Origin of the sequence: Streptomyces sp. NPDC048504, from assembly GCF_043200035.1 — a bacterium.
In the GTDB taxonomy this organism is placed as follows: Bacteria; Actinomycetota; Actinomycetes; order Streptomycetales; family Streptomycetaceae; genus Streptomyces.
The window spans coordinates 92,042-116,360 of sequence record NZ_JBICXA010000005.1; the positions used below are offsets into that span (position 1 = coordinate 92,042).

20 protein-coding genes and 1 pseudogene are annotated in these 24,319 nt (G+C 69.4%); 18 read left to right on the top strand and 3 right to left on the bottom strand.

Going from position 1 to position 24,319, the window contains the following annotated elements; translation table 11 throughout:
* Positions 1 to 51: 51 nt before the first annotated feature.
* The 4 genes and pseudogenes from ACGFY9_RS14235 to ACGFY9_RS14250 all read left to right on the top strand — a co-directional run.
* Positions 52 to 447 (top strand): annotated as a pseudogene (locus tag ACGFY9_RS14235) (winged helix-turn-helix transcriptional regulator); the annotation flags it as partial.
* 72 nt (positions 448 to 519) lie between these two features.
* The gene (locus ACGFY9_RS14240; protein ID WP_393754008.1) at positions 520 to 1,752 is read left to right on the top strand and encodes a hypothetical protein; all 1,233 of its coding nucleotides are present in this window, start codon (positions 520 to 522) and stop codon (positions 1,750 to 1,752) included.
* A gap of 300 nt (positions 1,753 to 2,052) precedes the next feature.
* On the top strand, positions 2,053 to 2,835 hold the full coding sequence (locus ACGFY9_RS14245) for a DUF4157 domain-containing protein (RefSeq protein WP_393754009.1): 783 nt from the start codon (positions 2,053 to 2,055) through the stop codon (positions 2,833 to 2,835).
* Entirely contained in the window at positions 2,757 to 3,827 is a 1,071-nt protein-coding gene (locus ACGFY9_RS14250) for a hypothetical protein (protein ID WP_393754010.1), read from the top strand. Before ACGFY9_RS14245 ends, ACGFY9_RS14250 begins: the two co-directional genes overlap by 79 nt.
* A gap of 131 nt (positions 3,828 to 3,958) precedes the next feature.
* Here ACGFY9_RS14250 and ACGFY9_RS14255 read toward each other — a convergent pair whose 3' ends face one another.
* From ACGFY9_RS14255 to ACGFY9_RS14265, 3 genes are all read right to left on the bottom strand, one after another.
* On the bottom strand, positions 3,959 to 5,467 hold the full coding sequence (locus tag ACGFY9_RS14255; protein WP_393754011.1) for a cellulose-binding domain-containing protein: 1,509 nt from the start codon (positions 5,465 to 5,467) through the stop codon (positions 3,959 to 3,961).
* A 214-nt stretch (positions 5,468 to 5,681) separates the two neighbouring features.
* Positions 5,682 to 7,010, bottom strand: a complete 1,329-nt coding sequence (locus tag ACGFY9_RS14260) for a radical SAM protein (RefSeq protein ID WP_393754012.1) — start codon at positions 7,008 to 7,010, stop codon at positions 5,682 to 5,684.
* A gap of 479 nt (positions 7,011 to 7,489) precedes the next feature.
* Positions 7,490 to 8,149, bottom strand: a complete 660-nt coding sequence (locus ACGFY9_RS14265; RefSeq protein WP_393754013.1) for a pyridoxamine 5'-phosphate oxidase family protein — start codon at positions 8,147 to 8,149, stop codon at positions 7,490 to 7,492.
* Positions 8,150 to 8,276: 127 nt separating this feature from the next.
* Here ACGFY9_RS14265 and ACGFY9_RS14270 point away from each other — a divergent pair, with 127 nt between their 5' ends.
* From ACGFY9_RS14270 to ACGFY9_RS14335, 14 genes are all read left to right on the top strand, one after another.
* Entirely contained in the window at positions 8,277 to 8,837 is a 561-nt protein-coding gene (locus ACGFY9_RS14270) for a TetR/AcrR family transcriptional regulator (protein ID WP_393754014.1), read from the top strand.
* 5 nt (positions 8,838 to 8,842) lie between these two features.
* A complete protein-coding gene (locus ACGFY9_RS14275) occupies positions 8,843 to 9,169 on the top strand; it encodes a hypothetical protein (RefSeq protein WP_393754015.1) in 327 nt (108 codons plus the stop codon).
* The gene (locus ACGFY9_RS14280) at positions 9,166 to 10,410 is read left to right on the top strand and encodes a D-arabinono-1,4-lactone oxidase (protein WP_393754016.1); all 1,245 of its coding nucleotides are present in this window, start codon (positions 9,166 to 9,168) and stop codon (positions 10,408 to 10,410) included. The genes ACGFY9_RS14275 and ACGFY9_RS14280 overlap by 4 nt, the downstream gene beginning before the upstream one ends.
* Before the next feature lie 128 nt (positions 10,411 to 10,538).
* Complete coding sequence (locus ACGFY9_RS14285) at positions 10,539 to 11,792, top strand: ROK family transcriptional regulator (protein WP_393754017.1); 1,254 nt, start codon at positions 10,539 to 10,541, stop codon at positions 11,790 to 11,792.
* An 11-nt stretch (positions 11,793 to 11,803) separates the two neighbouring features.
* The gene (locus ACGFY9_RS14290) at positions 11,804 to 13,669 is read left to right on the top strand and encodes a glycoside hydrolase (RefSeq protein ID WP_393754488.1); all 1,866 of its coding nucleotides are present in this window, start codon (positions 11,804 to 11,806) and stop codon (positions 13,667 to 13,669) included.
* A 214-nt stretch (positions 13,670 to 13,883) separates the two neighbouring features.
* On the top strand, positions 13,884 to 15,149 hold the full coding sequence (locus ACGFY9_RS14295) for an ABC transporter substrate-binding protein (protein WP_393754018.1): 1,266 nt from the start codon (positions 13,884 to 13,886) through the stop codon (positions 15,147 to 15,149).
* Between the two features lie 20 nt (positions 15,150 to 15,169).
* Positions 15,170 to 16,138, top strand: coding sequence for a carbohydrate ABC transporter permease (locus ACGFY9_RS14300; protein ID WP_393754019.1), 969 nt, complete (start codon positions 15,170 to 15,172; stop codon positions 16,136 to 16,138).
* Positions 16,135 to 17,001, top strand: coding sequence for a carbohydrate ABC transporter permease (locus tag ACGFY9_RS14305; RefSeq protein WP_393754020.1), 867 nt, complete (start codon positions 16,135 to 16,137; stop codon positions 16,999 to 17,001). Before ACGFY9_RS14300 ends, ACGFY9_RS14305 begins: the two co-directional genes overlap by 4 nt.
* Positions 17,002 to 17,028: 27 nt before the next feature.
* On the top strand, positions 17,029 to 19,911 hold the full coding sequence (locus tag ACGFY9_RS14310) for a glycoside hydrolase family 2 TIM barrel-domain containing protein (RefSeq protein ID WP_393754021.1): 2,883 nt from the start codon (positions 17,029 to 17,031) through the stop codon (positions 19,909 to 19,911).
* Positions 19,908 to 21,080 carry an MFS transporter gene (locus ACGFY9_RS14315; protein ID WP_393754022.1) on the top strand — a complete coding sequence of 391 codons (1,173 nt, stop codon included), beginning with the start codon at positions 19,908 to 19,910 and terminating at the stop codon, positions 21,078 to 21,080. The genes ACGFY9_RS14310 and ACGFY9_RS14315 overlap by 4 nt, the downstream gene beginning before the upstream one ends.
* A 34-nt stretch (positions 21,081 to 21,114) precedes the next feature.
* Positions 21,115 to 22,125: an ATP-binding cassette domain-containing protein gene (locus ACGFY9_RS14320; protein ID WP_393754023.1), complete on the top strand. Its 1,011-nt coding sequence runs from the start codon at positions 21,115 to 21,117 to the stop codon at positions 22,123 to 22,125.
* A gap of 1 nt (position 22,126) precedes the next feature.
* Positions 22,127 to 22,930, top strand: coding sequence for an ABC transporter permease (locus ACGFY9_RS14325; protein WP_393754024.1), 804 nt, complete (start codon positions 22,127 to 22,129; stop codon positions 22,928 to 22,930).
* Positions 22,930 to 23,736, top strand: a complete 807-nt coding sequence (locus ACGFY9_RS14330) for an ABC transporter permease (protein WP_393754025.1) — start codon at positions 22,930 to 22,932, stop codon at positions 23,734 to 23,736. Before ACGFY9_RS14325 ends, ACGFY9_RS14330 begins: the two co-directional genes overlap by 1 nt.
* Before the next feature lie 192 nt (positions 23,737 to 23,928).
* The gene (locus ACGFY9_RS14335) at positions 23,929 to 24,282 is read left to right on the top strand and encodes a hypothetical protein (protein WP_393754026.1); all 354 of its coding nucleotides are present in this window, start codon (positions 23,929 to 23,931) and stop codon (positions 24,280 to 24,282) included.
* Positions 24,283 to 24,319 lie beyond the last annotated feature (37 nt).

A 24,319-nucleotide genomic window follows, 5' to 3' on the forward strand; every position in this document is an offset into this window, starting at 1 on the left:
AGAAGGGCCGGTTACTCTCCTCAAGGTCGACATGTTCAGTTCAGTGGCGTACGGAGGTTCGGTGACTTCGCGACCCAACTCGGCGTCCCACGAGCCGTGTTGACCAACCGGCTGAAGTCGCTGACGCGGGAGGGCGTGCTCACCCGCGAGGACGACGGGGCCGGCCGTGTCGAGTACCGGCTGACGAACAAGGGCCTCGCCCTGTGGCCGGCCGTGCACGTCCTGATGAACTGGGGCGAGGCCTTCTGCTCCCCTCATGGAGCCAAGCGCGTCCTCCGCCACGACCTCGACGGCGGTCTCCTCGACCCGATCATGACAGCCCCCGCACCCGGCCGACAGGACGGCCCCCGGCACCACGGCCGCACGAAACCACAACCCTCCGGTGACAGAACCGTCGCACAGGACGCCACAACGGAATGCGGGGGCAGCAGGTCCAACTGGGCGTGAACGGAGGGCGGTTCAGCTCGCCGTCTCCGGCGGGGCAGTCCACCGCGCCGTACACGCATCCTGGGGGAAACGTTGAACAGCACTGCACGCACACTGCGTTCGTCCGTGACGGTCGCGGGGGCCGGCCTGCTGCTGGCCGGAGCCGGAGCCGTCCTGGCGCCGGCGGCCACGGCCGCGACGACGGACTCGCAGCCGCCCGCCCTGGCCGTCTCGACCGCGGCACCGGAGGAGATCGGACTGGGGGGCCAGCCGGTCGAGTTCACCACCACGGCGTCCAACGTCGGTACGGACGACACCAGTTCGGCGCGGTTGATCTACCACATCGACGGCGGCGCCGGCCTGCCGCCGAACGCCGTCAGCCTGCAGTACCGGCTCAGCGGAACGACATGGAAGACCGTGCCGCTGACGCTGACCGGTACGCGGTTCTCCGGCGAACTGCCCGAGTCCTTCGCCCTGGCCGCCGCCCAGTCGCGGACCGTACACCTGCGCCTCGGCCTCCCCATGGGCACCCCGCACCACGGCGACAGCAACGGCGGCGCCGACCACCTGAAGCTCAACACCCTGATCTCCTACGGCGCTTCGGGCGCCGCCAACGACACCGACGAGGACACCGTCAAGGTCGACGGACTCACCGCCGGACTGTCCGGCGTACCCACCACCGCCACCGCGGGCGGACCCGGGGTGACCTTCGGCGCCACGGTGTCCAACCCCACGGCCTCGGCGTACGAGAACGTGACGGGCGTGCTGTTCACCAGCCGCTACGCCACCGTGCAGGTGCTGCACTCCGGCACCTGGACGACCCTCAAGCCGATCACCGCCCCCGCCGAACCGGACGTGTACGGCTTCGCCATCACCGGCAAGGACTCCGCCCTGGCCGCCCACGGCGACACGGCCGCCAAGTTCCGCGTGACCTACCTCAAGAACACCCCGGCCGGAAAGACCACCGTGCACCCCTGCGCGTTCGTCAACGAGGGATCGACGCCCTTCACCGGCACCACGTTCTGCGGAGCATCGGGGTCGATCACGGTGAAGGCGGCCACCTCCGGCACCACCACCCCGACGACCTCGGCCACGCCTTCCACCTCGGCCACCCCGACCACCTCGTCCACGCCCTCCACCTCGCCCACGGCCACCACCACGACATCCTCCGGAACGATCTCCGGGACAACCTCCGGATCGACCACGCAACTGGCCAAGACCGGGAGCAACGGAATCTCGGCGACCACCATGACCGCCTCGGCCCTCATCACGGGCGGAGCGGGCACCCTGAGCTTCATCGCCCTGCGCCGCCGCACCCGGGCCTGACACCGGGGCCCTGGCCGCACTCACCGCGACGGCCAGGGCCTGGTCAGCCGGCGGCCAAGTCTGCCCCGACTCTGCCCCTACGGACTCCCCACCCCCGACCACCCATCAGGTAAGAGGGAAGAGCACCCGCAACAGGCAAGGGCGCCCGCCGACCAAAGGGGAACCGCATATGCGCATCCAGGGAGAGAACCGCCCGAACGGTGACCGCACCGGCGGACGCCCCGCGTCTCGGACAGCGGCCGGCCCGCCGCCGCCCTTCCCCCACTCACAGCACTCCAGCAGACCGCCGGAAACGCCGCGGTGACCCGCGCGATCCAGCGGGCCCGGGACGAGCAGCGCGCCGACGAGCAGCACAGCGGGCCCGAGGCACATACCGCCGAGGGAGCCGTTCCCGTGCAGCAGCGGGCATCCGTGGTCGACGCCGTCGGCTCCCCGGGACTCCCCCTGGAACCCCGCATCCTCCAGCGCGCCGAGCAGGCGTACAGCATGGACTTCGGCCACGTGCGCGTGCACGACAACCCCGTCGCTCAGCGCTCCGCCGACGAGCTCGGCGCCCTGGCCTACACCACCGGTTCGCACATCGTGCTCGGCGGCGATCGTGTCGAGGACGAGGTGATGTACGAAGAGGTCGACCACGTACGCCAGCAGGCCCTGGGACCCGTGCCCGGTACCGACAACGGCCGAGGCGAGAAGGTCTCCCACCCGGACGACCCGTTCGAGCGGAGCGCCGGCGCCAACGGCCGGAAGCTGGCGCGGGGTGCCGCCCCCGAACTGTCGCTCCCCGGGGCCGACTTACCTGGCGGAGCGGTGCAGCGCAGCGTGGACGGCGGCCTCCCCGTCCAGCGGGCGGACCGGCCCGGACCGTCGACCACGACTCCGCCCCAGGCCTCGCCGTCACCCCCGATCGCGGCCTCGCCCCCGGCCATCGCCCGGCTCGCGCGGCTGCTCGTCGGCGGTGAGGAGGCGATCAGGAACAAGGACGTGGGGCGGTCATCCACCAGCGGGTGCGCGGTGGCCCGAGCTTCACAGACGCGGAACTCGAAGCGATCAAGGCCGTGGGGGCCGAGGACCCCAAGCGGCTGAAGACCGTGGGGATGTGCACCGCCACCGAAGCCGAGGCCTACATCAAGGCGGGCAATTTCCACAACTGGCTCGAACAGCCCGAGGGCAAACGTCTCCTCGTGGCCACCCTCCGCTGGCATCAGAACATCGAGGAGCGCGGCCAGGGGAAGTCACCGGACAAGCCCGGCCGCTCGGACCACCAGCTCGGCCGCCACATGGCCATGCACGCCGAGGGGACCCCGCAGTCCGAGAAGGACCAGCTACCGGGGGAACGGAACGACCAGATCTTCCAGACCTTCGTCGCGACCATGCTCCCGCCCGGCATCAGTGACGCGGTACCGGACGCGGCCCTGAAGGAGGGGCTGAAGGTCTTCAACCCGGAGACCGGCATCCACGACGACTTCAAGGACGACGTCGCCCACGCGCTGGCCTACGGCGGACGTGTGAACATCCGTATCCCTCAACTGTCCGACGGCCAGCACGGATACGAGCTGCCCCCGTGGCTCCACATCACCAAGGAGAACCGGAAGCCCTGGGAGCTCAGGTCGGCGCCCGAGAAGCCGGTGTACCGGCGCGGGTTCGGCACACATCACATGGAGATCGGCGACAACCAGGCGGACGGAACGCGCGGCGGCTTCGTGGAGAAGGGCGAGATCGGGGCCACCGTGCAGAACTGGTTCGATCCCCACAGTCACCTCTACGGCCTTCCCGTGGCCACCGGGGGCATGGGCAACACCGACTACCACGGCGACACCATCCTCCCGAACGAGTCGTACGGGCACATGTTCATGGGGTACAAGCCCCCGACCGACAAGCGCGACGGTGGACTTCAGATCGGTCTGGAGACCGCCGGGCCCGGCGGCAATGCCCCGCTCGGCGCGAGCCAACGGCACGTCGACCTCAAGGAGTTCGGCGACTGGGTGCAGCAGCTGAAGGACCTGGAGAAGGCTGGAAGGCCGGATTCGCCAAGCCCAAGACGGATAAGGAACGCGCGGCCCTGTACCGGGACTTGATCGGCAAGCGCGGTAACACCGGTTCGTGAGCGCGTAGTTCGCCGACTGTGGTCGTCACCCGTCCGGAGAACGTGCCGGGGCGGGTGACAGCCCCTCCGGAAGGACGGGGACGGGGACGAAGACGGACCGGACTACTCGCAGGCCGCGCCGTTGAGCGTGAAGCCGTACGGCGCCGAGTTCTTGCTGTTGTTCCACGTCCCGAGGAAGCCGAAGGTGAAGCTGCCGTCCGCGGCGACGTTCTTGTTGTAGTCGGCGGCGGTGGCGGTGACCCGGGCGCCGTCCTGGGCGACGCTCGCGTCCCACATCTGGGTGACCTGCTGGCCGTCGCGGTAGGACCAGGCGACGCGCCAGGTGTCGAGGGCCTTGGTGGTGGTGACGGTGATGGCGGCCTGGAAGCCGTCGGGCCACTGGTTGACGAGGTCGTACGTGACGTCGCAGCTCGCCGGCGTGGTCGTACCCGATCCGGAATCTGAACCGGAGCCCGAACTGCTCGTCGGGTCGGGCGAGTTGCCCGCCGTGGCCGAGGCGGTGCCCTGCGGTTCCGTGTCGGGGTTCTTGTCCCCGGTGTCGGTCGCCGTGCCGCTCGTCGCGGGCCGGGCGGTCGGCGAGGCCTTGCCCGACGGGTGGTTGCCGACGGACGACAGGGTGGGCGCGGGATCCCCCACCGGCCGGCTGTCGGCGTCGTCGCTGGCCGCGTTGTCGTGCCCGGTGCCGCCCATCGGCATCATCGACACCCCGAGCGCCACCAGCGACAGCAGGACGGCCGCGGCGAGCAGGCTGTTGCGGACGAGGCGCGCCTTGCTCGCGCCCTCCTTCGGTTCCCCGGCCTCCAGTTCGACCGCGGGGCGCCCCGCGCCCAGCCGCACCTCGGCGGCCCGGCGGCGGCGCTCCAGATAGGCGAGCCCGCCCCAGCCGATCACCCCGCCGGCGAGGGCCGCGGGCAGTCCGCCGCCCGCGAGCCGCAGACATGCGGCCGCTTCCGCGCACTGCACACAGGTGGCGAGGTGCCGGGAGAGGTCCTCGGGGGTGTCGGCGGCCGGTGACCGGGTCACCGCGTCCAGCAGCCGGGCGTAGCTGCGGCACTCCGCGTCCATCGGGGTGTCGAGGTGGTTGCGGTGGCAGCGGTCCCTGAACAGGGCCCGTACCTGGGCGAGTTCACTGGAGACGACGGCGGGGTCGAGGCTGAGCCGGCGGGCCACGACGGGCAGCGGCAGCGCCTCCACCTCGGCCAGCCACAGCAGCGCCGCGTCCGCCTCCTGCAGGTCCCGCAGACCGCGCAGCGCGATCGGGCGCTGCAACGGCATGCCGTGATAGCGCGCCGCCTTCTCGGAGTTGAGCCACAGCCGCAGGTCCGGATCGAGCCGGTGCCCCCGCCCGGCGAGCTCCCAGGTGGCCGCCGTAGTCCGAACGGCGGTCAGCAGCAGCGGTATCACCGGCAGCACCCGGCGGGCCGGACCACGCATCGGACCGGACCCGGCGGAGCGGGCCTCCTGGATGCCAAGTGCGAAGGCCTCGCTGGCCAGTTCGGTGGCCGAGGCGGCGCCGGACGTGCACAGGTCGGCGTAGGACAGCACGGCGTCCCAGCTCTCGGTGAAGAGCGCTGCCTCAGCGGCGTCCTGAGGAGTCGGCAGGTCGGGCATGGGTCTCCTGCATCCACGAATGACGGCCAACTAGCTCTGACAGTAAGCGAGTTGGAGGGGGGCTGCCTCGTGACAGGGCCAGAGCCTTTCACGCATCCCACACAACTGACAAGCCACGTATTCAATTACGGTGACTGTCAGTCGCCTCTGTGCAGTTGTACGTGTCCGAGCCCCTCCAGGCTCACCCGTCGCAGGAGTTGGCCACACCGTTACCTTACAAAGGCGCGGGCTCCTCTGCGGGCTGGGCGGGGAGACTGTCCATGAAGGAGCTGACGGAGAAGACCGCGCGGCCGGGACCCGGTTCGCCGTATCCGGGCGGGGACTTGAGGCCGAAGTCCTCCATCGTCGCGCGGTAGGCCTCCAGCAGCCGGATGTGGTACTCCAGCGGAGCGCCCTGCGGATTGGCCTTGCCCAGCGGGGTAGTTGGCTCCGGGCACCATGTCGTGAAGCGGGGCGTGATGCCCTGCGACATGAAGAAACGCAGGCCCTCGGTGGTCGACGCGATCGCCTCGTCGACGGTCTTGAAGCCGAACGGCTCCGCCATCTCCACGCCCGCAACGAAGTTGGGGATGACATTGCGCGCGCCGAAGATCTCCGCGGAGTCGAGGATCCGCTTGTGCCACTCGGCGCGGCCGACGTAACGCTCCTTGCCCGGGCAGTGCAGCTTGAAGAGATACTCGTCCCACACCTCGTAGTTGGGGTGGTAGATCTGCACGCCGTAGTCCTTGAACCGCTGTACGTCGTCCTTAGGCAGCGCCTGGGCTACGACCTTGCCGATCCACCGCCCCGGGAAACGCTCCTCGATGGCCTTGGCGTAGTGGCCGTAGAAGTCGGCCTCGTCGCGCCCGGCGACGGTCTTGGTGATCGCGCCGCCGGTGAGGGTGTAGGCGGTGGACACCTTCGCGGTGTCGTACCGGTCGATGATCTCCAGGGCTTCGAGGACCTCTTCGACGTCCTTGACCCCCGTGTACGGGCGGCCGGCGGCCTTGTGCTGGCGCCAGTTGTGGTTGATGTCGCAGTACTGGCACTCCTCCTTGGCGCCGAAGTACTGGCAGACCCGGAAGACGGTCAGGTAGATCAGATAGCCCCACTGGATGGTGGGGGCCACCTCCATGACGGACTTCCCGTTGGCGAGCTTGTGCCGGTAGTACTCCGGCATCGGCGGCACCCCGACGTCCGCGATCCGCTTCCCGTCGAGGTACAGCCCGAGGACACCGTCCTCGTCGGAGGCCACGCGGTACGGCGAGGCCGGGTTCACCCGCACGGACACGACGGTCCGCCGCAGGTCGTACGGCCCACCGGTGAGGATGATCTCCTCGGGCGGACGCCTCAACGCGGCCTCGCCCAGCTCGGGCAGGGTGCCGTGGTCGAAGGAGAAGATGAAGTACGACTTCGGCTTCACCTCACCGCCCTCGTTGTCGCTGAGCGCGGACGGGTCGAAGGCGACTCCCCCGCGCAGCAGGTCCTCCTTGAAGACGGCCTCCCGCGGCACATGCGGAAAGCGCTCCATCAGATCCTCGACCAGCGCGGTGCGGCTGCCCATCCCGTATCTCCTCCCGGCTCAGGGGCCCTGCTCAGGCGTACGACTCCTCACGGTATGCCTCCGGCGGTTGGGCGGGGGGAGTGGGGGGTCGGTGTGGTGCGGTTCGGGTGGGTTTGGCTGGGGTGGACGGGACGAGGGTGGGGGGGCGGGTTGTTTGCGGGGTGCGGGTGCGTCGTGGCTTGGGCGGACGGGACGGGGGTGGGGGCTCGGGTTGATTGCGGGGTGCGGGGGCGTCGTGGCTTGGGCGGACGGGACGGGGGTGGGGGCTCGGGTTGTTTGCGGGGTGCGGGTGCGTCGTGGCTGGGTGCGCAGTTCCCCGCGCCCCTTAGGGGATGGGGGTGGGCCGGGGTGGGGCAGGTCGGGCCGGCCGCGGGCGGGGCGGGGGCTTTGCGGCTGGGCGCGCCCTCACGGCGGAGCCGCATATCGACACAGCCCCGCGCCCCTAGGGCATGGGGGTGGGCGGGGTTGGGGCGATCAGGTCAGCCCTGTTCCGCTCCCTCGCGGTGGGTGATGTGGTGCGGTACCGGGATGCCCGGGGGCAGTGCGGGGTCCGGGACGGGCGTGCCCCAGGTGGAGGTCAGGGGGAGCGTTCCCGCCCATACCGCCAGGTCCGCGTCCGGGCCGTCGCCGTCGTCGGGGCCGCCGGTGCGGATCTTGACCGACGCCTCCTCCAAGGAGAGGGCGAGCAGGGTGGTGGCCGCGAGTTCCTTGCGGTTGGGCTGCCTGGCGTACGACCACTGCCCGGGCGTGGCGTGTTCGGTGAGGCGGCGCAGGCCGGCCAGTTTCTCCTCCGGGTCGGTGACCTTGCGGGGCACCCCGTGGATCATCGCGCTGCGGTAGTTCACCCCGTGCTCGAACACCGAGCGGGCCAGCACCAGCCCGTCGACATGCGTGACGGTGACGCACACGGGGGCTCCACCCGCGAGACTACGACTCGCGACGGACCCGTGGACGTACAGCTCCCTCCCGTACCTCCCGTACACCGTGGGGACTACGACGGGCCGCCCCTCGATCACGACCCCCAAGTGACAGACGAAACCGGCGTCGAGGATCGCTTCCAGGTCGGCACGGTCGAGGCTGCCCTGTTCGGCGAGGCGGCGGTGTCGGGTGAGGTCGGTCTGCGGGAGGCGGTCGGTCATACCGTCGGAGACTACCGATGCCGTATGTCGATGGCCATACCTCCATCGAATACCGCACCCATGCGCCAACATCGCAACGAAATCCGAAGCATTGACGTGGCTGACATTTCTCGTCAGACTTGTCAGCGTGAGCAAGCGGGACGACATCGTCACGGCGGCCGTCGACGTCTTCAGCCGGTACGGGTTCCGGCAGACCTCGATGGAACTCCTCGCGCGCGCCGCGGGTGTGTCCCGGCCCGCGCTGTACCAGCACTTCGCGAACAAGCAGGACGTCTTCGCCGCCGTCGCCGCCCGGGTCACCGACCTCATGACGGCCGCCGCCCACCGCGCCCGCGACGCCGAGGGCACTCCGGCCGACCAGGTCTACGGCGTGCTCGCGGTGAAGCTGGAGACCGCGATCGGTGTCACTGAGGCCCGATTCCGGCAGGAGCTGGTCGCGGAGGCCGCCGCGATGGGTCTGACCTCGGCCGAGGAAGGACTGCTCGACGCGCTGGTGGATCTGCTCGCCGACGCTCCCGAACCACGCGAGACCGCCGCACTCCTGCTCGCCGCGACCGTCGGCATCGGCCAGTCCGACGGCACCCCGGAGCTGCTCCGCGGCCGGCTGCGCCGACTCGTCGACCTCGTCATGAGCGGCCTAGGCAGCGGGCCGGCCCGGAGGAACACCCCATCGCCTCAAAGGAGTTGAGCACCATGATCGGTACGCTCGTCCTCGGTCTCGCCGCCGGCTTCTGCGCGGGGAACGGCCTCCCGTACTACGTGATGGGCAGCACGGGTGAAGGGATCAGCCCCGGCCCGTTCCGTCCCTCCGCCACCGCCAACGTCCTCTCCGGCTGGGTGCTGATCGTCGCCGCGGCCGTCTGCTGGCACTACACCGATACGCAGGCACATCCGCTGCCGACTTATGCTGCGGCAGCAGCAGGAGTCCTCCTCGTCGGGCTGATCCACGCCCGGCTGTGGCGCACCGACCCCTGGGGCAGGACACGCGAACGCACGCTCCCGGAGGGACGACAGGCATGACGGAGACGGTCACCAACTGGGCCGGCAACATCACCTACGCGGCGAAGGAACTCCACCGCCCGCACACACTCGACGCGCTCAGGACCCTCGTGGCCGAGAGCGCGCGGGTACGGGTGCTGGGCAGCGGCCACTCCTTCAACGAGATCGCCGAGCCGGGCCCCGACGGCACCCTGCTGTCGACCGCCGTGCTGCCGCCCGAGTTCGACGTGGACACGACGGCCCGGACGGTACGGGTGTCGGGCGGCGTCCGGTACGCGGAGCTGGCCCGCCGGGTGGCCGGGCACGGGCTCGCGCTGCCCAACATGGCGTCCCTGCCGCACATCTCGGTGGCCGGTTCGGTGGCGACCGGCACACATGGCTCGGGGGTCCGCAACGGCTCGCTCGCGTCGGCCGTCCGCGAGGTCGAGATCGTGACGGCGGACGGCTCCACGGTCACGATCGCGCGCGGCGACGACCGCTTCGACGGTGCCGTGACCTCCCTCGGCGCGCTCGGCGTCGTCACCTCGCTCACCCTCGACCTGGAGCCGGCCTTCGAGGTCGAGCAGCACGTCTTCACCGAACTGCCGCTCGCCGGGCTGGACTTCGAGACGGTGGCGGCATCGGCGTACAGCGTGAGTCTGTTCACCGACTGGCGCGAGCCGGGCTTCCGGCAGGTGTGGCTGAAGCGGCGCACCGACCAGCCGCTGACCGACTTCCCGTGGGCGGCGCCCGCGACGGTGGCACTGCACCCGGTGCCGGGGATGCCCGCGGTCAACACCACCGAGCAGCTCGGGGTGGCGGGGCCGTGGCACGAGCGACTGCCGCACTTCCGGGCGGAGTTCACGCCGAGCAGCGGGGCGGAGCTGCAGTCGGAGTACCTGCTGCCGCGGTCGGCCGCACTCGACGCGCTGCACGCGGTCGACGGCATCCGGGAGACGGTCGCCGGTGTCCTGCAGACCTGCGAGGTGCGCACGGTCGCCGCCGACGCGCAGTGGCTGAGCCCCTCGTACGGGCGGGACACGGTCGCCCTGCACTTCACCTGGATCGAGGACACGGAGACGGTGCTGCCCGTGGTGCGACGACTGGAGGAGGCACTGGATGCCTTCGACGCGCGGCCGCACTGGGGCAAGGTGTTCACCACTCCGGCGGAGGTGCTGCGCGGGCGCTATCCGCGGCTCGGCGACTTCGCGGCGCTGGCGCGGGACCTCGACCCGGAGGGCAAGTTCGCCAACTCCTTCGTCCGGGACGTCCTCGGCGACTGATCGCGTGACCGGCTGGGCGGCGACTTTGTATGGCCCCTTTCCTAACCCCTTGTCGAACGTCGCCCGCTGCCCATAGCCTTGCGCCGCGCCGGTGCCGTCGTGCCTCGGCATGACGCAAGGGGGAAGGGATGGCGACCGCTCCGGCCAAGCGCACGTCACGCGACATCCGTACCGCGAACCGCTACGAGGTGCTGCGCCAGATCATCGCCGAATCGCCCACCTCCCGGCAGGAGTTGGCCGCCGCGACCGGGCTGAGCCTGGCCACGGTGGCCACGCTCGTCGGTGAGCTGCTCGACCTCCGGATGATCACCGAGGTCGGTTTCGAGGACTCGGCGGGGGGCCGCCCGCGCGGTCTCGTGGCGGTCAACGCGTCGGGGGCCGCGCTGATCGGCGTCGACATCGCGGAGACGTACGTCCATGTCGAACTCTTCGACCTGGCACTGAACGTGCTGGCCCGCGCCGACGAGGACATGCGCCCCGGCGAGAGCCTGCCCGAGCAGGTGGTCAGCCATGTGGCCGCCGCCGTCGGCTCGGTGGTCGCGCAGGCCGGCATCGAGGGCGCGCGGGTGCTCGGCGTCGGGGTGAGCGTGCCGGGACAGGTGGACCGCGACACCGGTGTCTCGGAGTACGCGCCCAACTGGGACTGGCACGACGTGCCGTTGCTCGACCTGTTGTCCGAAGTGATCGCCTATCCCCTGTACCTGGACAATCCGCTGCGCGCCTGTGCGGTCGCCGAGATGTGGTTCGGGGCGGCGCGCGGGCGCGGGGACGCGGTGGTGGTCAACCTCGGGACCGGGGTCGGCGCGGGGCTCGCGCTCGGCGGGGCGCTGTACCGGGGGGTGAGCAACAGCGCGGGCGAGTGGGGCCATACGACGCTCGTGCTGGACGGGCGGTTGTGCCGCTGCGGCAACCACGGCTGCGTGGAGGCGTACGTCGGCGCGCCCGGAATCATGCTGAACCTACGGGAGTTGAGCCCGCAGAGCCCGCTGCTGCACCCCGACGACCAGACGGCCACCATCGACGCCCTGGCCCGCGCCGTGACCACGAACGACCCCGTGGCGCTCAAAGTCGTGCGGGAGACGGCCCGTTACATCGGTGCGGGCATCGCCAACCTGGTCAACATCCTCAACCCCGAAGTCGTCGTGCTCAGCAGCTGGGTCGCCCGCAGGCTCGGCGATCCCCTGCTGCACGAGGTGCGCGAGGCCGTCCAACGGCACGCGCTCAGGCGGCCGTTCGCCGCCACCCAGATCGTCCTCTCCCCCATTCTCACCGACCCGGCGTGCCTGGGCGCGGCGACGTTCGCACTCGAAGGGGCACTTCAGTCGGTGGGGCAGAGGGCAGGCAAGAAGATCGCAAGGAGCCGTATCGCACCACCTTCATGACGACGGAAGGGATGCACGTGACTCACCCCCACCCCAGGAGAACGATCCTCGCGACAGCGGCAGCCGCGCTGGCTGTCACCGGGGCCCTGCTTTCCGCGCCGCCCGCGACCGCCGACGGCGTCGCACCGGCCGAAGTCTCCCCCCACGCGGCCCAGACCATCGACAACATCGGCGCGTCCGGCGCCTGGTGGGTCAACGACCTGCAGAACTTCACGCCCGCGGTCCAGGCCAGGGTGGCCCAACTCCTGTTCTCCAAGCAGGGGTTGGACCTGTCCTCCTACCGGTACAACATCGGCGGTGGCGGAACCGCGGTCACCACCCCGGCCCGCGCCGCGCAGGACTTCCTCAACGCCGACGGCACCTACGACTGGAGCAAGGACAAGGGCGGTCGGACGTTCCTCAAGTACGCCGCGCAGTACGGCGTGCAGGACCTGATCGGCTTCGTCAACAGCGCGCCCGCGCAGTGGACGACCAACGGGCAGAGCTGTGGCGGTCAGTTGAAGCCGGAGAACGAGCGCGACTACGCGACGTACGTCGCCGACGTCACCGCCCACTTCGCGAAACAGGGCGCGAAGTTCGACTACATCAGCCCCTTCAACGAGCCGAACAACAATTTCGGCGACTGCGGCCAGGAGGGTATGCAGGTCACCGTCGACCAACGCGACGACATCGTGCGGGCGTTGGGCGCCGAGCAGAAGGCCCGGCACCAGAAGACGTCGATCATCGCCGACGAGTCGAGCAGCACGGTCAGCTTCTCGACCGAGGTCCCGCAGTGGATCTCGCAGCCGGACACCGCGCAGTACGTATCGAAGCTGGCGCACCACACGTACAACAACCCGAACGACGGCCAGTTGGGCAACGTCTACGAGACCGCGAAGACTGTCGGCAAGGACTCCTGGGCCACCGAGATCTGCTGCTTCGGCAAGGGCAGCACGGGCTGGAACCAGGAGTACGACCCGACCATCGACAACGCCCTCCTGATGTCCCGGATCATCTACAAGGACTTCGCGAGCTCGCACGACTCGGCGTTCCAGTGGTGGGTGGCCCTCGCGAGCGGCTACGGCACGGACCCGGCCGCGCGCAACGACGTCGGCTGGAACGACGGTCTGATCTACTACGACCCCGACTACGCGACGAACGGCAACCAGACCCTGTACTTCACCAAGCGGTACTACGCGCTCGGCCAGTACAGCAAGTTCGTCACCCCGGGCTCGGTCGCGCACAACGTGACGGGTGCGCCGAGCGGTGTCGAGGTGAGCTCGTACGACCGGGACGGCAAGTGGGTCGTCGTGGTCAACAACCAGAACACGACGGACACTTCGCTGAATCTGCACTTCAACAGCAAGGTTCCGGTGCGGGCGACGCAGGCGGTCCGCACCTCGGCAACGGAGAACTGGGCGAAGGTCGCGAAGCCCGATGCGAGCGGCTCCACGGTGTCCACGAGCCTCGCTGCCCGCTCGATCACGACGTACGTCTTCGACCAAAGGGACCGCAAAGGCGGTAAGGGACATGGGAGTTCGACCGCCGTCACGGGCGCTCTCCAGGGCAAGCAGTCCGGCAAGTGCCTGACGGCGGACACTTCCGGAGCCGCGATCGGCACCTGCACGGGCGGGGCCGAGCAGGCGTGGTCGTACGACGCGAAGGGCGGCCTGAAAAGTGCCAACGGGTATCTGACGGTGGGGAGTTCGGGGCTGACGACCGCCGCCGGCTTCACGGGTGATCCCGGCCAGCGATGGCTCCTGAACGCCAACGGCCAGATTCTCAGCGAGGCGTCCGGGAAGTGCCTCGACGTGAGCGGGCAGGCGACCACGGACGGCAGCAAGGTGATCCTCTACAGCTGCAACGGCGGGGCCAACGAGGCCTGGTCAAAGGTGTAATGACCACCTGAGTGCAGGGTGCGGGTCGCCTCCGCGGCGGCCCGCGCCTTCGTCACGTCCGGTATCCCGAACATCACGCAACGCTTCGAACAGACTTCGTCCAACCCCTTGCCGAAGGCTTAGGCGAAGGTTAACGTCCCGCACCGCACCTCGATTTGGGCCACGTGCCGCTGAGCCGTGGAGCCGCAGCCGCGCGAGAGACAAGGACGTCACCATGTCGGCAATGAGCAACAGCAACTGGTCCCGCCGATCTATATTCCGGGCGGCCGCGGGGATGGCCGCAGCCGGCACCCTGGCTGCCTGCGGCAGCAACAACGGGCGGGGCGGGGGCTCCGGTTCGGGCAAGCAGCTCGTCCAGTACTTCCACGCGTACGGCGAGGCCGGGACCGAGCAGGCGATCAAGCGGTACGCGAAGGCGTACTCCAAGGCCGACGTGACCACGAACTGGATCACCGGCAACAACTTCGAGGCCAAGCTCTTCTCGTCCCTGCTCACCAAGCAGGCGCCCGACGTCTTCGAGTTCCACCCGCAGCTGCAGCTGGTCAAGAGCGGACAGGTGGCCGACCTGAGCGACATCATCGATCCGGTCAAGGACGACTTCAACCCGGCCGACATCAAGTCGCACACGGTCGACGGGAAGATCTACGGGATCCGGATGATCGACGACCCGCAGTTCTTCTACTACCGCAAGTCGATGCTGGAGAAGGCCAAGGTCGAAGTCCCCACCACGCTCGACGAGTTGCTGGAGGCCGCCGCCAAGCTGACCACGAGCAAGGTCAAGGGCGCCTACCTCGGCAACGACTTCACCGCGGTCCAGAACCCGATCATCTGGTCGGCCGGCGCCGACACACTCGACGCCAACAACCAGATCGCCTACCACACGGACGGGGTCGTCGAAGGCCTCAAGAAGCTCCGCCAGTTGTTCACCAGCGGCCATGTGCTGCTCGACGCACCGACCGACTTCTGGGACCCGTCCTCGCTCAACCAGGGCCTGTGCGCCATCCAGTGGGGCGGCATGTGGTCCATGCCTGCGATGCAGAAGGCGCTCGGCGACGACCTGGGCATCTTCCCCTTCCCGAGCATCGGCAGCAGCGGCAAGCAGTCGGTGTACAACGGCGGTTGGTCGATGTTCGTCAACGCCAAGGGCGAGAACGTCGAGGCGGCCAAGGCCTACGTCAAGTGGCTGTGGATCGACCAGAAGAAGTACCAGGAGGACTGGGCGCTGTCCTACGGCTTCCACATCCCGCCGCGCTCCTCGATCGCCGCCGAGGCCACCAAGCTCAAGTCCGGTCTGCCCGCCGAGGGCGTCAAGCTCTTCACCGACTACGGCCACTTCGACAACATCGGCTTCGACCAGACCATGCTCACCGCGTTCGGCGACGTGATCGCCAACTCCGTGCGCAAGAACGGCAATCCGGAAGCCGCGCTCGACGCCTGCGACAAAAAGGTCAACGTCGAGCTCAAGAAGCTGTTCGGATAGGCCGGCGGACGGAACCCGAGATGTCGACCACCACCACGCGCGGGGTCGCGCAGCCCGCCACGGCCAAGGCCTCCCAGGCCCGGCCGCGGCGGGGCCTGCGTGGCAACGCCACCCTGAACTTCTGGCTCTTCACCGGCCCGTTCCTCATCGGCCTGGTGATCTTCGTCTTCGTCCCCATCGGATGGAGCATCTGGCTCAGCTTCTTCGACGCCCGCTACACCGTCACACCGAGCCATTTCATCGGCTTCGACAACTACAAACAGATCCTGACCAACAGCAACTTCCCTGAATCACTGCTGACGTTCACGGTGTTCGCCGCGTTCATCGTGCCGACCACATGGGCGCTGTCGCTGGGTCTGGCCCTGCTGGTGAACCAACTCCGGTTCATGCGGGCGTTCTTCCGGTCGGTGTTCTTCCTGCCGACCGCCGTCTCGTACGTCGCCGCCGCGCTGATCTGGAAGATGTCCATCTTCAGCGGCGTCCGCTTCGGCCTGATGAACACCGTCCTCGGCTGGTTCGGCGTCGACAACATCGCCTATCTGGCGAACCCGAGCCCGCCCTGGTACTGGCTGGTCATCGTGACCCTGCGCCTGTGGATCCAGGCCGGCTTCTACATGATCCTGTTCCTGGCCGCGCTGCAGAACATCCCGGCCGAACTGTACGAGGCCGCCGCCATCGACGGAGCCAAGCCGGGCTGGCAGACCTTCCGGCACATCACCCTGCCCCAACTCCGGGCCACGTCAACAGCGGTGATCCTGCTGCTGCTCATCGCCGCCTACCAGGCGTTCGACGAGTTCTTCAACATCATCGGAACCAAGGCGACTTGGGCCCAGACCCCGCTCATGGAGCTGTACAAGACGGCCCTCGGCACCAGCCAGGACTACGGCGCCGGCAGCGCGGGCGCGGTCATCCTGTCCCTGCTGATCTGCATCGTCACCCTCGCCCAGGGCAAGATCATGGGCTTCGGACGAGGGGAGGAGGCCAAGTGACCACCACCGCACCGCACTTGGGCAAGAACCGCAAGAAGCGCGGCGGCATCCTCGGCAACACCGGCCTGTATCTCGCCGTCGGTGTCGCCGCCCTGCTCTTCCTGCTCCCCTTCTACCTGATCGTCCGCAACGCCCTCTCCACGGACCCGGAGATCACCGGCGAGAACTGGAAGCTGCTCCCCTCCTTCCAATGGGGCAACATCTCCGAGCTGTTCGACGACCCCACCGTCCAGTTCGGCCGCTCCTTGTGGAACTCCACGGTCGTCGCCGTCCTGATGACCGTGGGCACGCTCCTGGTCTGCTCGCTGGCCGGCTACGGCCTGGCCCGCATCCCCTACAAGCACTCCAACAAGGTCTTCTACGCCGTTCTGGCGACCCTGATGGTCCCCACAGCCGTGACCTTCGTGCCGAGTTTCGTGCTCGTCTCGTCGCTCGGCTGGGTCGACACCTACCGGGGGCTCATCATCCCGGGCCTCTTCAGTGGTTTCACGTGCTTCCTCTTCCGGCAGTACTTCCTGGGGTTCCCCAAGGAGTTGGAGGAGGCGGCACGCGTGGACGGGCTCGGCTACTGGGGCGCGTACTGGCGGATCGTCGTGCCCAACTCGCTGAACTTCTTCGCGGCGATCGCCACGATCACGTTCATCAGCGGTTGGAACGCGTTCCTCTGGCCGCTGGTCATCGGCCAGGACCCGGACTCCTGGACCGTCCAGATCGCCCTGTCGTCGTTCATGACGAACCAGACCGTCAACTTCCATCTCATCTTCATGGCCACCGCAGTTTCCATCCTGCCCCTGGTCTTCGTGTTCCTCTTCCTCCAGCGCTGGCTGGTCCAGGGCATCGCACAGACCGGTATCAAGGGCTGACACCCGCATCTCACGACCTGGAGATCCATGACTTCCAGCACCGCCGCCGACTACATCGAGGACGTCTCACCGGGCAGCGGAGCCCTCCCGCCCCGCGCCCGGTACGCGTCCCCGGACACGAAGTCACTGTCGCTGAACGGCAGTTGGCGTCTCCGTGTGTCGGCGACGGCCGACGCCGAGGACGACTCGTTCGCCGGGGAGGGCTACGACGCCGGGGACTGGGCCGAGGTCACGGTCCCCGGCCACTGGGTCCTGCAGGGCCACGGCTCCCCCATCTACACCAACCACCTCTACCCCTTCCCGGTCGACCCGCCCCGCGTCCCGACCGAGAACCCGACCGGCGACCACCTCCGCACGTTCGACCTGCCGTCCGAGTGGCCCTCGGACGGCGGGGCCGTGCTGCGCTTCGACGGGGTGGAGTCCTGCGCCCGTGTCTGGCTGAACGGCACGGACGTCGGCGAGTTCAAGGGGTCGAGGCTGCCGCACGAGTTCGCCGTCGAGCACCTGCTCAAGCCGAGCGGCAACGTCCTCGCCGTCCGCGTCCACCAGTGGTCCGCGGGCTCCTACTTGGAGGACCAGGACCAGTGGTGGCTGCCCGGCATCTTCCGTGACGTCACCCTGCTGCACCGCCCGCCGGGCAGCGCCCTCGACTTCTTCGTCCACGCCTCCTACGACCATCTCGGCGGCGCGGGCACCCTCAGCGTCGACTCCGACGTCGACGGCCGCGTCACCGTGCCCGCCCTGGACATCGATGTCGCGACCGGCGAGTCGGTCACCGTGCCGGTGCGGCCATGGACGGCCGAAACCCCGTACCTGTACGAGGGGTTGCTCACCACCGAAGGCGAACGCGTCCCGCTGCGCATCGGTTTCCGGACCGTCGAACTCTCCGACGGCCTGATCAAGGTCAACGGCAAGGCGATCCTCTTCAAGGGCGTCAACCGCCATGAATGGCACCCGGAGAAGGGCCGTGCCCTCGACCTGGAGACCATGAGGGAGGACGTGCTGCTGATGAAGCGGCACAACATCAACGCCGTCCGCACCTCGCACTATCCGCCGCACCCCGACTTCCTGGACCTGTGCGACGAGTACGGCCTGTGGGTCATCGACGAGTGCGACCTGGAGACCCACGGTTTCACCGAACAGGCCTGGCGCGACAACCCCGTTGACGACGACCGCTGGACCCCCGCGCTGCTGGACCGCGCGGCCCGCATGGTGGAGCGCGACAAGAACCACCCGTCGATCGTCATCTGGTCCCTGGGCAACGAGGCCGGCACCGGTCGCGGCCTGACGGCCATGTCCGAGTGGATCCACGCCCGCGACTCGTCCCGCCTCGTGCACTACGAGGGCGACATCAACTGCCGTGACACGGACGTCTATTCACGGATGTACGCCGACCACGCCGAGGTCGAGCGCATCGGCCGGGCCCTGGACGGCGGCCCCCACAAACGCCGTCAACTCCCCTTCCTCCTCTGCGAGTACGCCCACGCCATGGGCAACGGCCCCGGCGGACTCGCCGACTACCAGCGCCTCTTCGAGTCGTACGACCGGCTCCAGGGCGGTTTCGTCTGGGAGTGGATCGACCACGGCATCAAGGACGAGCGCTTCGGCTTCGCGTACGGCGGTGACTTCGGCGAGGAGCTGCACGACGGGAACTTCGTCTGCGACGGCCTGATCTTCCCGGACCGCATGCCCTCCCCCGGCCTGGTCGAGTACAAGAAGGTGATCGAGCCGGTCCGGATCACAGGCGACGGTGCGGACGGCACCGTACGCATCACCAACGCGTACGACTTCGCCGACCTCTCCGCCCTGGCCTTCACCTGGTCGTACCAAGTGGACGGCGAGACAGTCGAGTCGGGCGCCCTCACCGTGCCCGCGCTCGCACCCGGCGAGTCGGCCGACGTGAAGCTGCCCGCGCCGCCCACGGGGTCCGGCGGCGCCGAATCCCAGTGGACCGTACGGGCGTCGCTCGCGGCCGACACCGCGTGGGGTCCCGCCGGACATGTCATCGGCTGGGGCCAATTCCCGGTCACGGCACGCCCGTTGCCGTCGGTCTCCGCCATCGCCGGGCCCGTGCTCGGGGAGCGGCGGATCACGCTCGGTCCTGCCACCTTCGACGCGCGCACCGGTGAGTTGAAGACGATCGGCGCGGTCGACGTCACCGGTCTCCGCCTCGACGTGTGGCGGGCGCCCACCGACAACGACGACGGCGCGTCCTGGCAGACGGACGTCCGCTTCGGCCTGCTCTGGCGGAAGTTCGGCCTGCATCGCATGCGACACCGCCTGGACGGCGTGGAGTTGAGCGAGGACGCGCTGACCGTCCGTACCCGGGTGGCCCCCGCCGCCTGGGAGGTGGGCCTCGCCACGGTGTACCGCTGGACCTCGGACGGTTCACGACTCCGGCTGACGGTGTCCGTGGGCCCCGAGGGCAACTGGACTTTCCCGCTGCCGAAGTTGGGCATCCGTTTCGGCATCGACGCGAGCGCCGACCGGGTGCGGTGGTTCGGGGGCGGTCCCGGCGAGGGGTACCCCGACACCAAGTCGGCTTCGCTGCTGGGCCGTTGGGAGTCCACGGTCGACGGCCTCCAGACCCCCTACGTCCGCCCGCAGGAGAACGGCGCCCGCCCCGACGTCCGTTGGGCGGAGATCGGCGGGCTGCGGATCGACGGCGACCCTGAGTTCTGGTTCACCGCCCGCCGCTGGACGACGGAGCAGCTCGACGCGGCCACCCACCGCACCGATCTCACCCCCAGCGACACGGTCTGGGTGAACCTCGACCACGGCCAGCACGGCATCGGCTCGCAGTCCTGCGGCCCGGGCCCGCTCCCGCAGTACTTCCTGAACGCCCGACCCACCGAGTTCTCCTTCGTGTTCTCGGAAAACGTCTACTCGGAAACCCCGGAGACCAGTTGACTGGCACAGTCACGAAATCGCCTGCGGCCGACCGGCTCTTCGCCCGGTCGGCCGCGGTCGCGTCCTGCGTCGGCTTCATCCTCATCGGGATGCTCCAGGCCCTCTACGGCCCCGCGATCCCGGGCCTGCGCCACGAGTTCGGCCTGTCCCCCTCGGCCGCCGCCCTCGGTCTGAGCCTGCACTTCACCGGCGGGGTCGCCGGCGTCCTCGCCTTCAACGCGATCCACTCCCGGATCAGCAACAGGGCACTGCTGGCGTGGGGTTACGGCCTGATGGCGGCGGGCGGCGCCGGTTTCGCACTCGCGCCGAACTGGCCGCTCGCGCTCACCGCCGCGTTCCTCGGCGGCCTCGGCTTCGGCGGGATCGACTACGGCCTCAACCAGCTCTTCGCCGTCGGCTTCGGCGACCGTTCCACCGCGATGCTGAACGTGCTCAACGCGCACTTCGGCATCGGCGCGGTGCTCGGCCCGGCGATCGTGGCCTGGCTCGGCCCGGAAGGCTACCCGTACGCCTTCGGGGCGTGCGCGGTGCTGGCGGCGGTGCTCGTGTTCGCGGGCTCAAGTGGCGTACGTACACGTGTATCTGACGCTCCACCAGCAGCGACGGGAAGCCGGGGGCTCGGCCTGTCCCGGATCCTCGTCGGCTTCCTGGTCCTCTACATCCTCAACGTGGCCGTGGAGGCGGGTGTCGGCGGCTGGGAGCCCACGCATCTGGAGACGGTCGGCTACACCGCCACCGTGGCCGCGTCGGCGACCTCGGTCTACTGGCTGATGATGACGGCGGGCCGCTTCCTCGTCGTGCCGATCACGATGCGCCACGCCCCCGAGTGCATCCTCGCGGTGTGCGCGGCCGGGATGACGGTGTGTCTGCTGTTGACGCTGGTTAAAGGAGTGGCACCGGTGGCGTACGCCGGTGTTGGCTTGTTCATCGCGCCGGTTTTCCCGACGGGGCTTTCGTGGCTCAACTCGGCGCTTCCCCAGGCCAGGCGTGCCGGGGCGTGGGTGATCGCGGCCTCGAACGTCGGCGGGGTGGCGGCTCCGCCGCTGCTCGGCGTCGGGATCGAGGCCTCCGGGATCCACGCGGTGCCCTGGCTGTTGACCGTACTGTCGGGCGCGTCGCTGCTGGCGACCGTCCACCTGATCAGACTGACGAGGAGGTCCGCATCATGAACGCACTGTTCCGGCTCACCCGAAGGCTGATCCAGTGAGCGCCAGTTCCATCGAGGTGCGCGGCCTGTCCCGTACCTTCCACACGACCGTACGGCGGCCGGGTCTCGTCGGCGGTCTGCGCTCCCTCGTCAACCCCGAGCGTGTGCCCAAGCACGCCGTCTCCGACGTGACCTTCGACGTCGCCCCGGGTGAACTCCTCGCCCTGCTCGGCCCGAACGGCGCCGGCAAGTCCACCACCATCAAGATCCTCACCGGCATCCTCAGGCCCACCTCCGGCGAGGCCCGGGTCGCGGGCGTGGTGCCGTACGAGGAGCGGGAGCGCAACGCCCGTAACATCGGGGCGGTGTTCGGGCAGCGCACCCAGTTGTGGTGGGACCTGCCGGTGCGCGAGTCGTTCGCGATCCTGCGGGACATCTACGAGGTGCCGAAGGCCCAACACGCTGCCCGGCTGCGGGAGTTCGACGACATCCTCGAACTGTCCGCCTTCTGGGACACCCGGGTCCGCCATCTCTCGCTGGGCCAGCGGGTGCGCTGCGACCTGGCCGCCGCTCTGCTGCACGACCCGCCGGTCGTCTTCCTCGACGAGCCGACCATCGGCATGGACGTGGTCGTGAAGGAGCAGGTCCGGGAGTTCCTGCGGCACCAGGTGGAGGAGCGCGGCCGTACGGTCCTGCTGACCACGCACGACATGACCGAGGTCGCGCGGCTCGCCGAGCGGGTCGTCCTCATCAACCACGGCCGGCTGGTCCTGGACGGCACCCTCGACGAGATCCGCCGTAAATTCGGCTCGACCTGGCAGATCCGCGCGACCCTCGCCGACGCGCACGCCGAGGTCGTACCTCTGCCCGGCATCGCACTCGTGCGGCGCGACGGCCCGCAGGTGGTCTTCGGCCCGGACGGAGCCGAAGGGCCGACCGTCCATCAGGCGCTGAAACAGGTCATCGAGCGGTACGAGGTGACCGAAGTCGCCATGGACGAGGCCGAGTTGGAGGACGTGATGCGGGCCGCCTACGTCCAGGCCGGACCGCCGGCCGAGGAGGCCTGACATGGCCGCCCTGCACGCCTGGCGCGCCGCCCGCGTCACCCCGCTCGGCGAACTGCTCGCCCCGCCCCGCATCACGGCCGCCCTGCTCCGCCTCACCGTGCAGGTGGTCCTGGTGGCGTCCCTGTGGCGCGGCCTGTACGCGCACGCCGGCGCCACCGCCGGACTCACCCGCGACCAGGCGGTGACGTACGCCGTCCTGGCCGTACTCGCCTCCCGGCTACGGGAGTTGGACCAGTACGCGGGCCGGGACACGGTCCTGCAGCACATGCACTTCGGCACGATCATCTACTGGTATCTGCGCCCGCTGCCGCCCCAGCGCTACTACGCGCTGCGGGCGTTCGGCGAGCAGATGTACGGGCTGGCCTGGGCACTGACGGGCTACGTCGTCTGCCTCGCGGCCGGGGTCGTGGAACCGCCCAAGTCACCTGCCGCGGCAGGGGTGTTCGCGCTGAGCATGCTGCTGGGCCAGCTGGTCCTCTACTACGTCATGCTCGTCATCGACCAGTTGTGCTTCTGGACGCTCCGCAACGGCGCCGCGATGCTCATCCTGATCTTCGCGCAGAACCTGCTGTCCGGGGTGTACGCGCCGCTGTGGTTCTTCCCGGACTGGTTCATCACGATGAGCCGCTTCCTGCCGTTCCAGGCGACGCTCAGCGTGCCGCTCTCGATCTACGTGGGCCGCGTCCCGCTGTCCGACGCGGGGGCCCAACTCGCCCTGCAGGCCGTGTGGGTGGCGGCCCTGTCCCTGTTCACCCGGTTCCTGTGGCGGCGCGCCGCCCGCCGAGTCGTAGCCCAAGGAGGTTGATGCGTGTGAAAGCCGTCCGGATCGTATGGCGTATCACGCGCCTCAACTTCCGTGCCCAACTGGAGTACCGCACCGAGTTCCTGCTGATGATCGCGATCGGCGCGATCTGGCAGGTGTCGGTGATCGTGTTCGCGACGGTGCTGCTCACCCGGTTCGCCGGGATGGGCGGCTGGGACAGCTCGGACGTGCTGCTGATCCCTGCGACGCGGATGCTGGCGCACGGCCTGATGGTGCTGTTCCTGGGCCGTATGCACGGCATCGGCCGGTACATCCAGGAGGGCCGTATCGACATCTACTTGGTGCGCCCGATGCCGGTCCACCGCCAGGCCCAGCTGGAGTACTTCCCCACCAACGCGATCGGCGACCTGACAGTGGCGACCGGCCTGATGATCGGCGCGCTCAGCCGCAGCCACCTGGACTGGACGGCGGGCCGTACTGCGTATCTGATCGCCGCGCTCCTCGGCGGCATGCTCCTGGAGGCGGCCCTCTTCACGGGCGTGGCCGCCGCTTCACTCCGCTTCCCGTCCGCGGACTACTGGAGCCGCTGGCTGGAGGACCTCCTCGGCACCTTCGGCAGCTATCCGCTCAACGTCCTGCCCCGAGCGGTCGGCGGCTTCCTCACCTACGCCCTTCCGCTCGCCTTCGTCGCCTACCTCCCGGCCGCCGTACTGACCGGCCACGGCCACGGCACGGGCGTCCCGTACTGGCTGGCGGCGGGCTCACCGCTCGTGGGCGTACTGGCGTATCTCGGGGCGCGGTTGCTGTGGCGGTGGAGTCTGGGGCACTACACGGGGGTGAACGGGTGAGCGCCACAGCGGTCCCGTCCGACTTACGGGCCCGCCTCGCGGTCATCCTGGTCTTCGTCATCCTCGGCTCCACACAGGGCAGTTGGATGGCGCGCATCCCGGCGATCCACCCGGCTGCTGTGCCTGGCCGAGACCGGGCTGGTCCTGCTCAACACGCCTGTGCCGGCGGGGGCTTCGGCACCTCCGGCGCTGGTGCTGGGTCTGGCGGTGTGGGGTCTGTCGGCGACGTTCCTGAACACTCCCGTGAACGCCCTCGCCGTCGCCGTCGAACGCGCCCACGGCAGCCCGCTGATGTCCCGGTTCCACGCCTCCTTCAGCTGCGGGGTGCTGGCGGGCGGGGCGATCGGCACGCTGGCCGCGGCGGGCGGGGTGTCGCCCGGGGAGGCGGTGTCGGTGATCACGATCGGTCAGTGGCCGGGGTTTCTGCTGGCGGGGCCGGTGGTGGGGCTCCTGGCGGGGGCGACGAGCCTGCGGTTGGCGCTGGCGTCGCTGGCCGTGGCGGGGCTGGGGGCGGCCGTACTGACGCGAAGGATTTCGACGGTGTGACCCAGGTCACGTCAGGGCCGTGCAGCAGATCCACGGG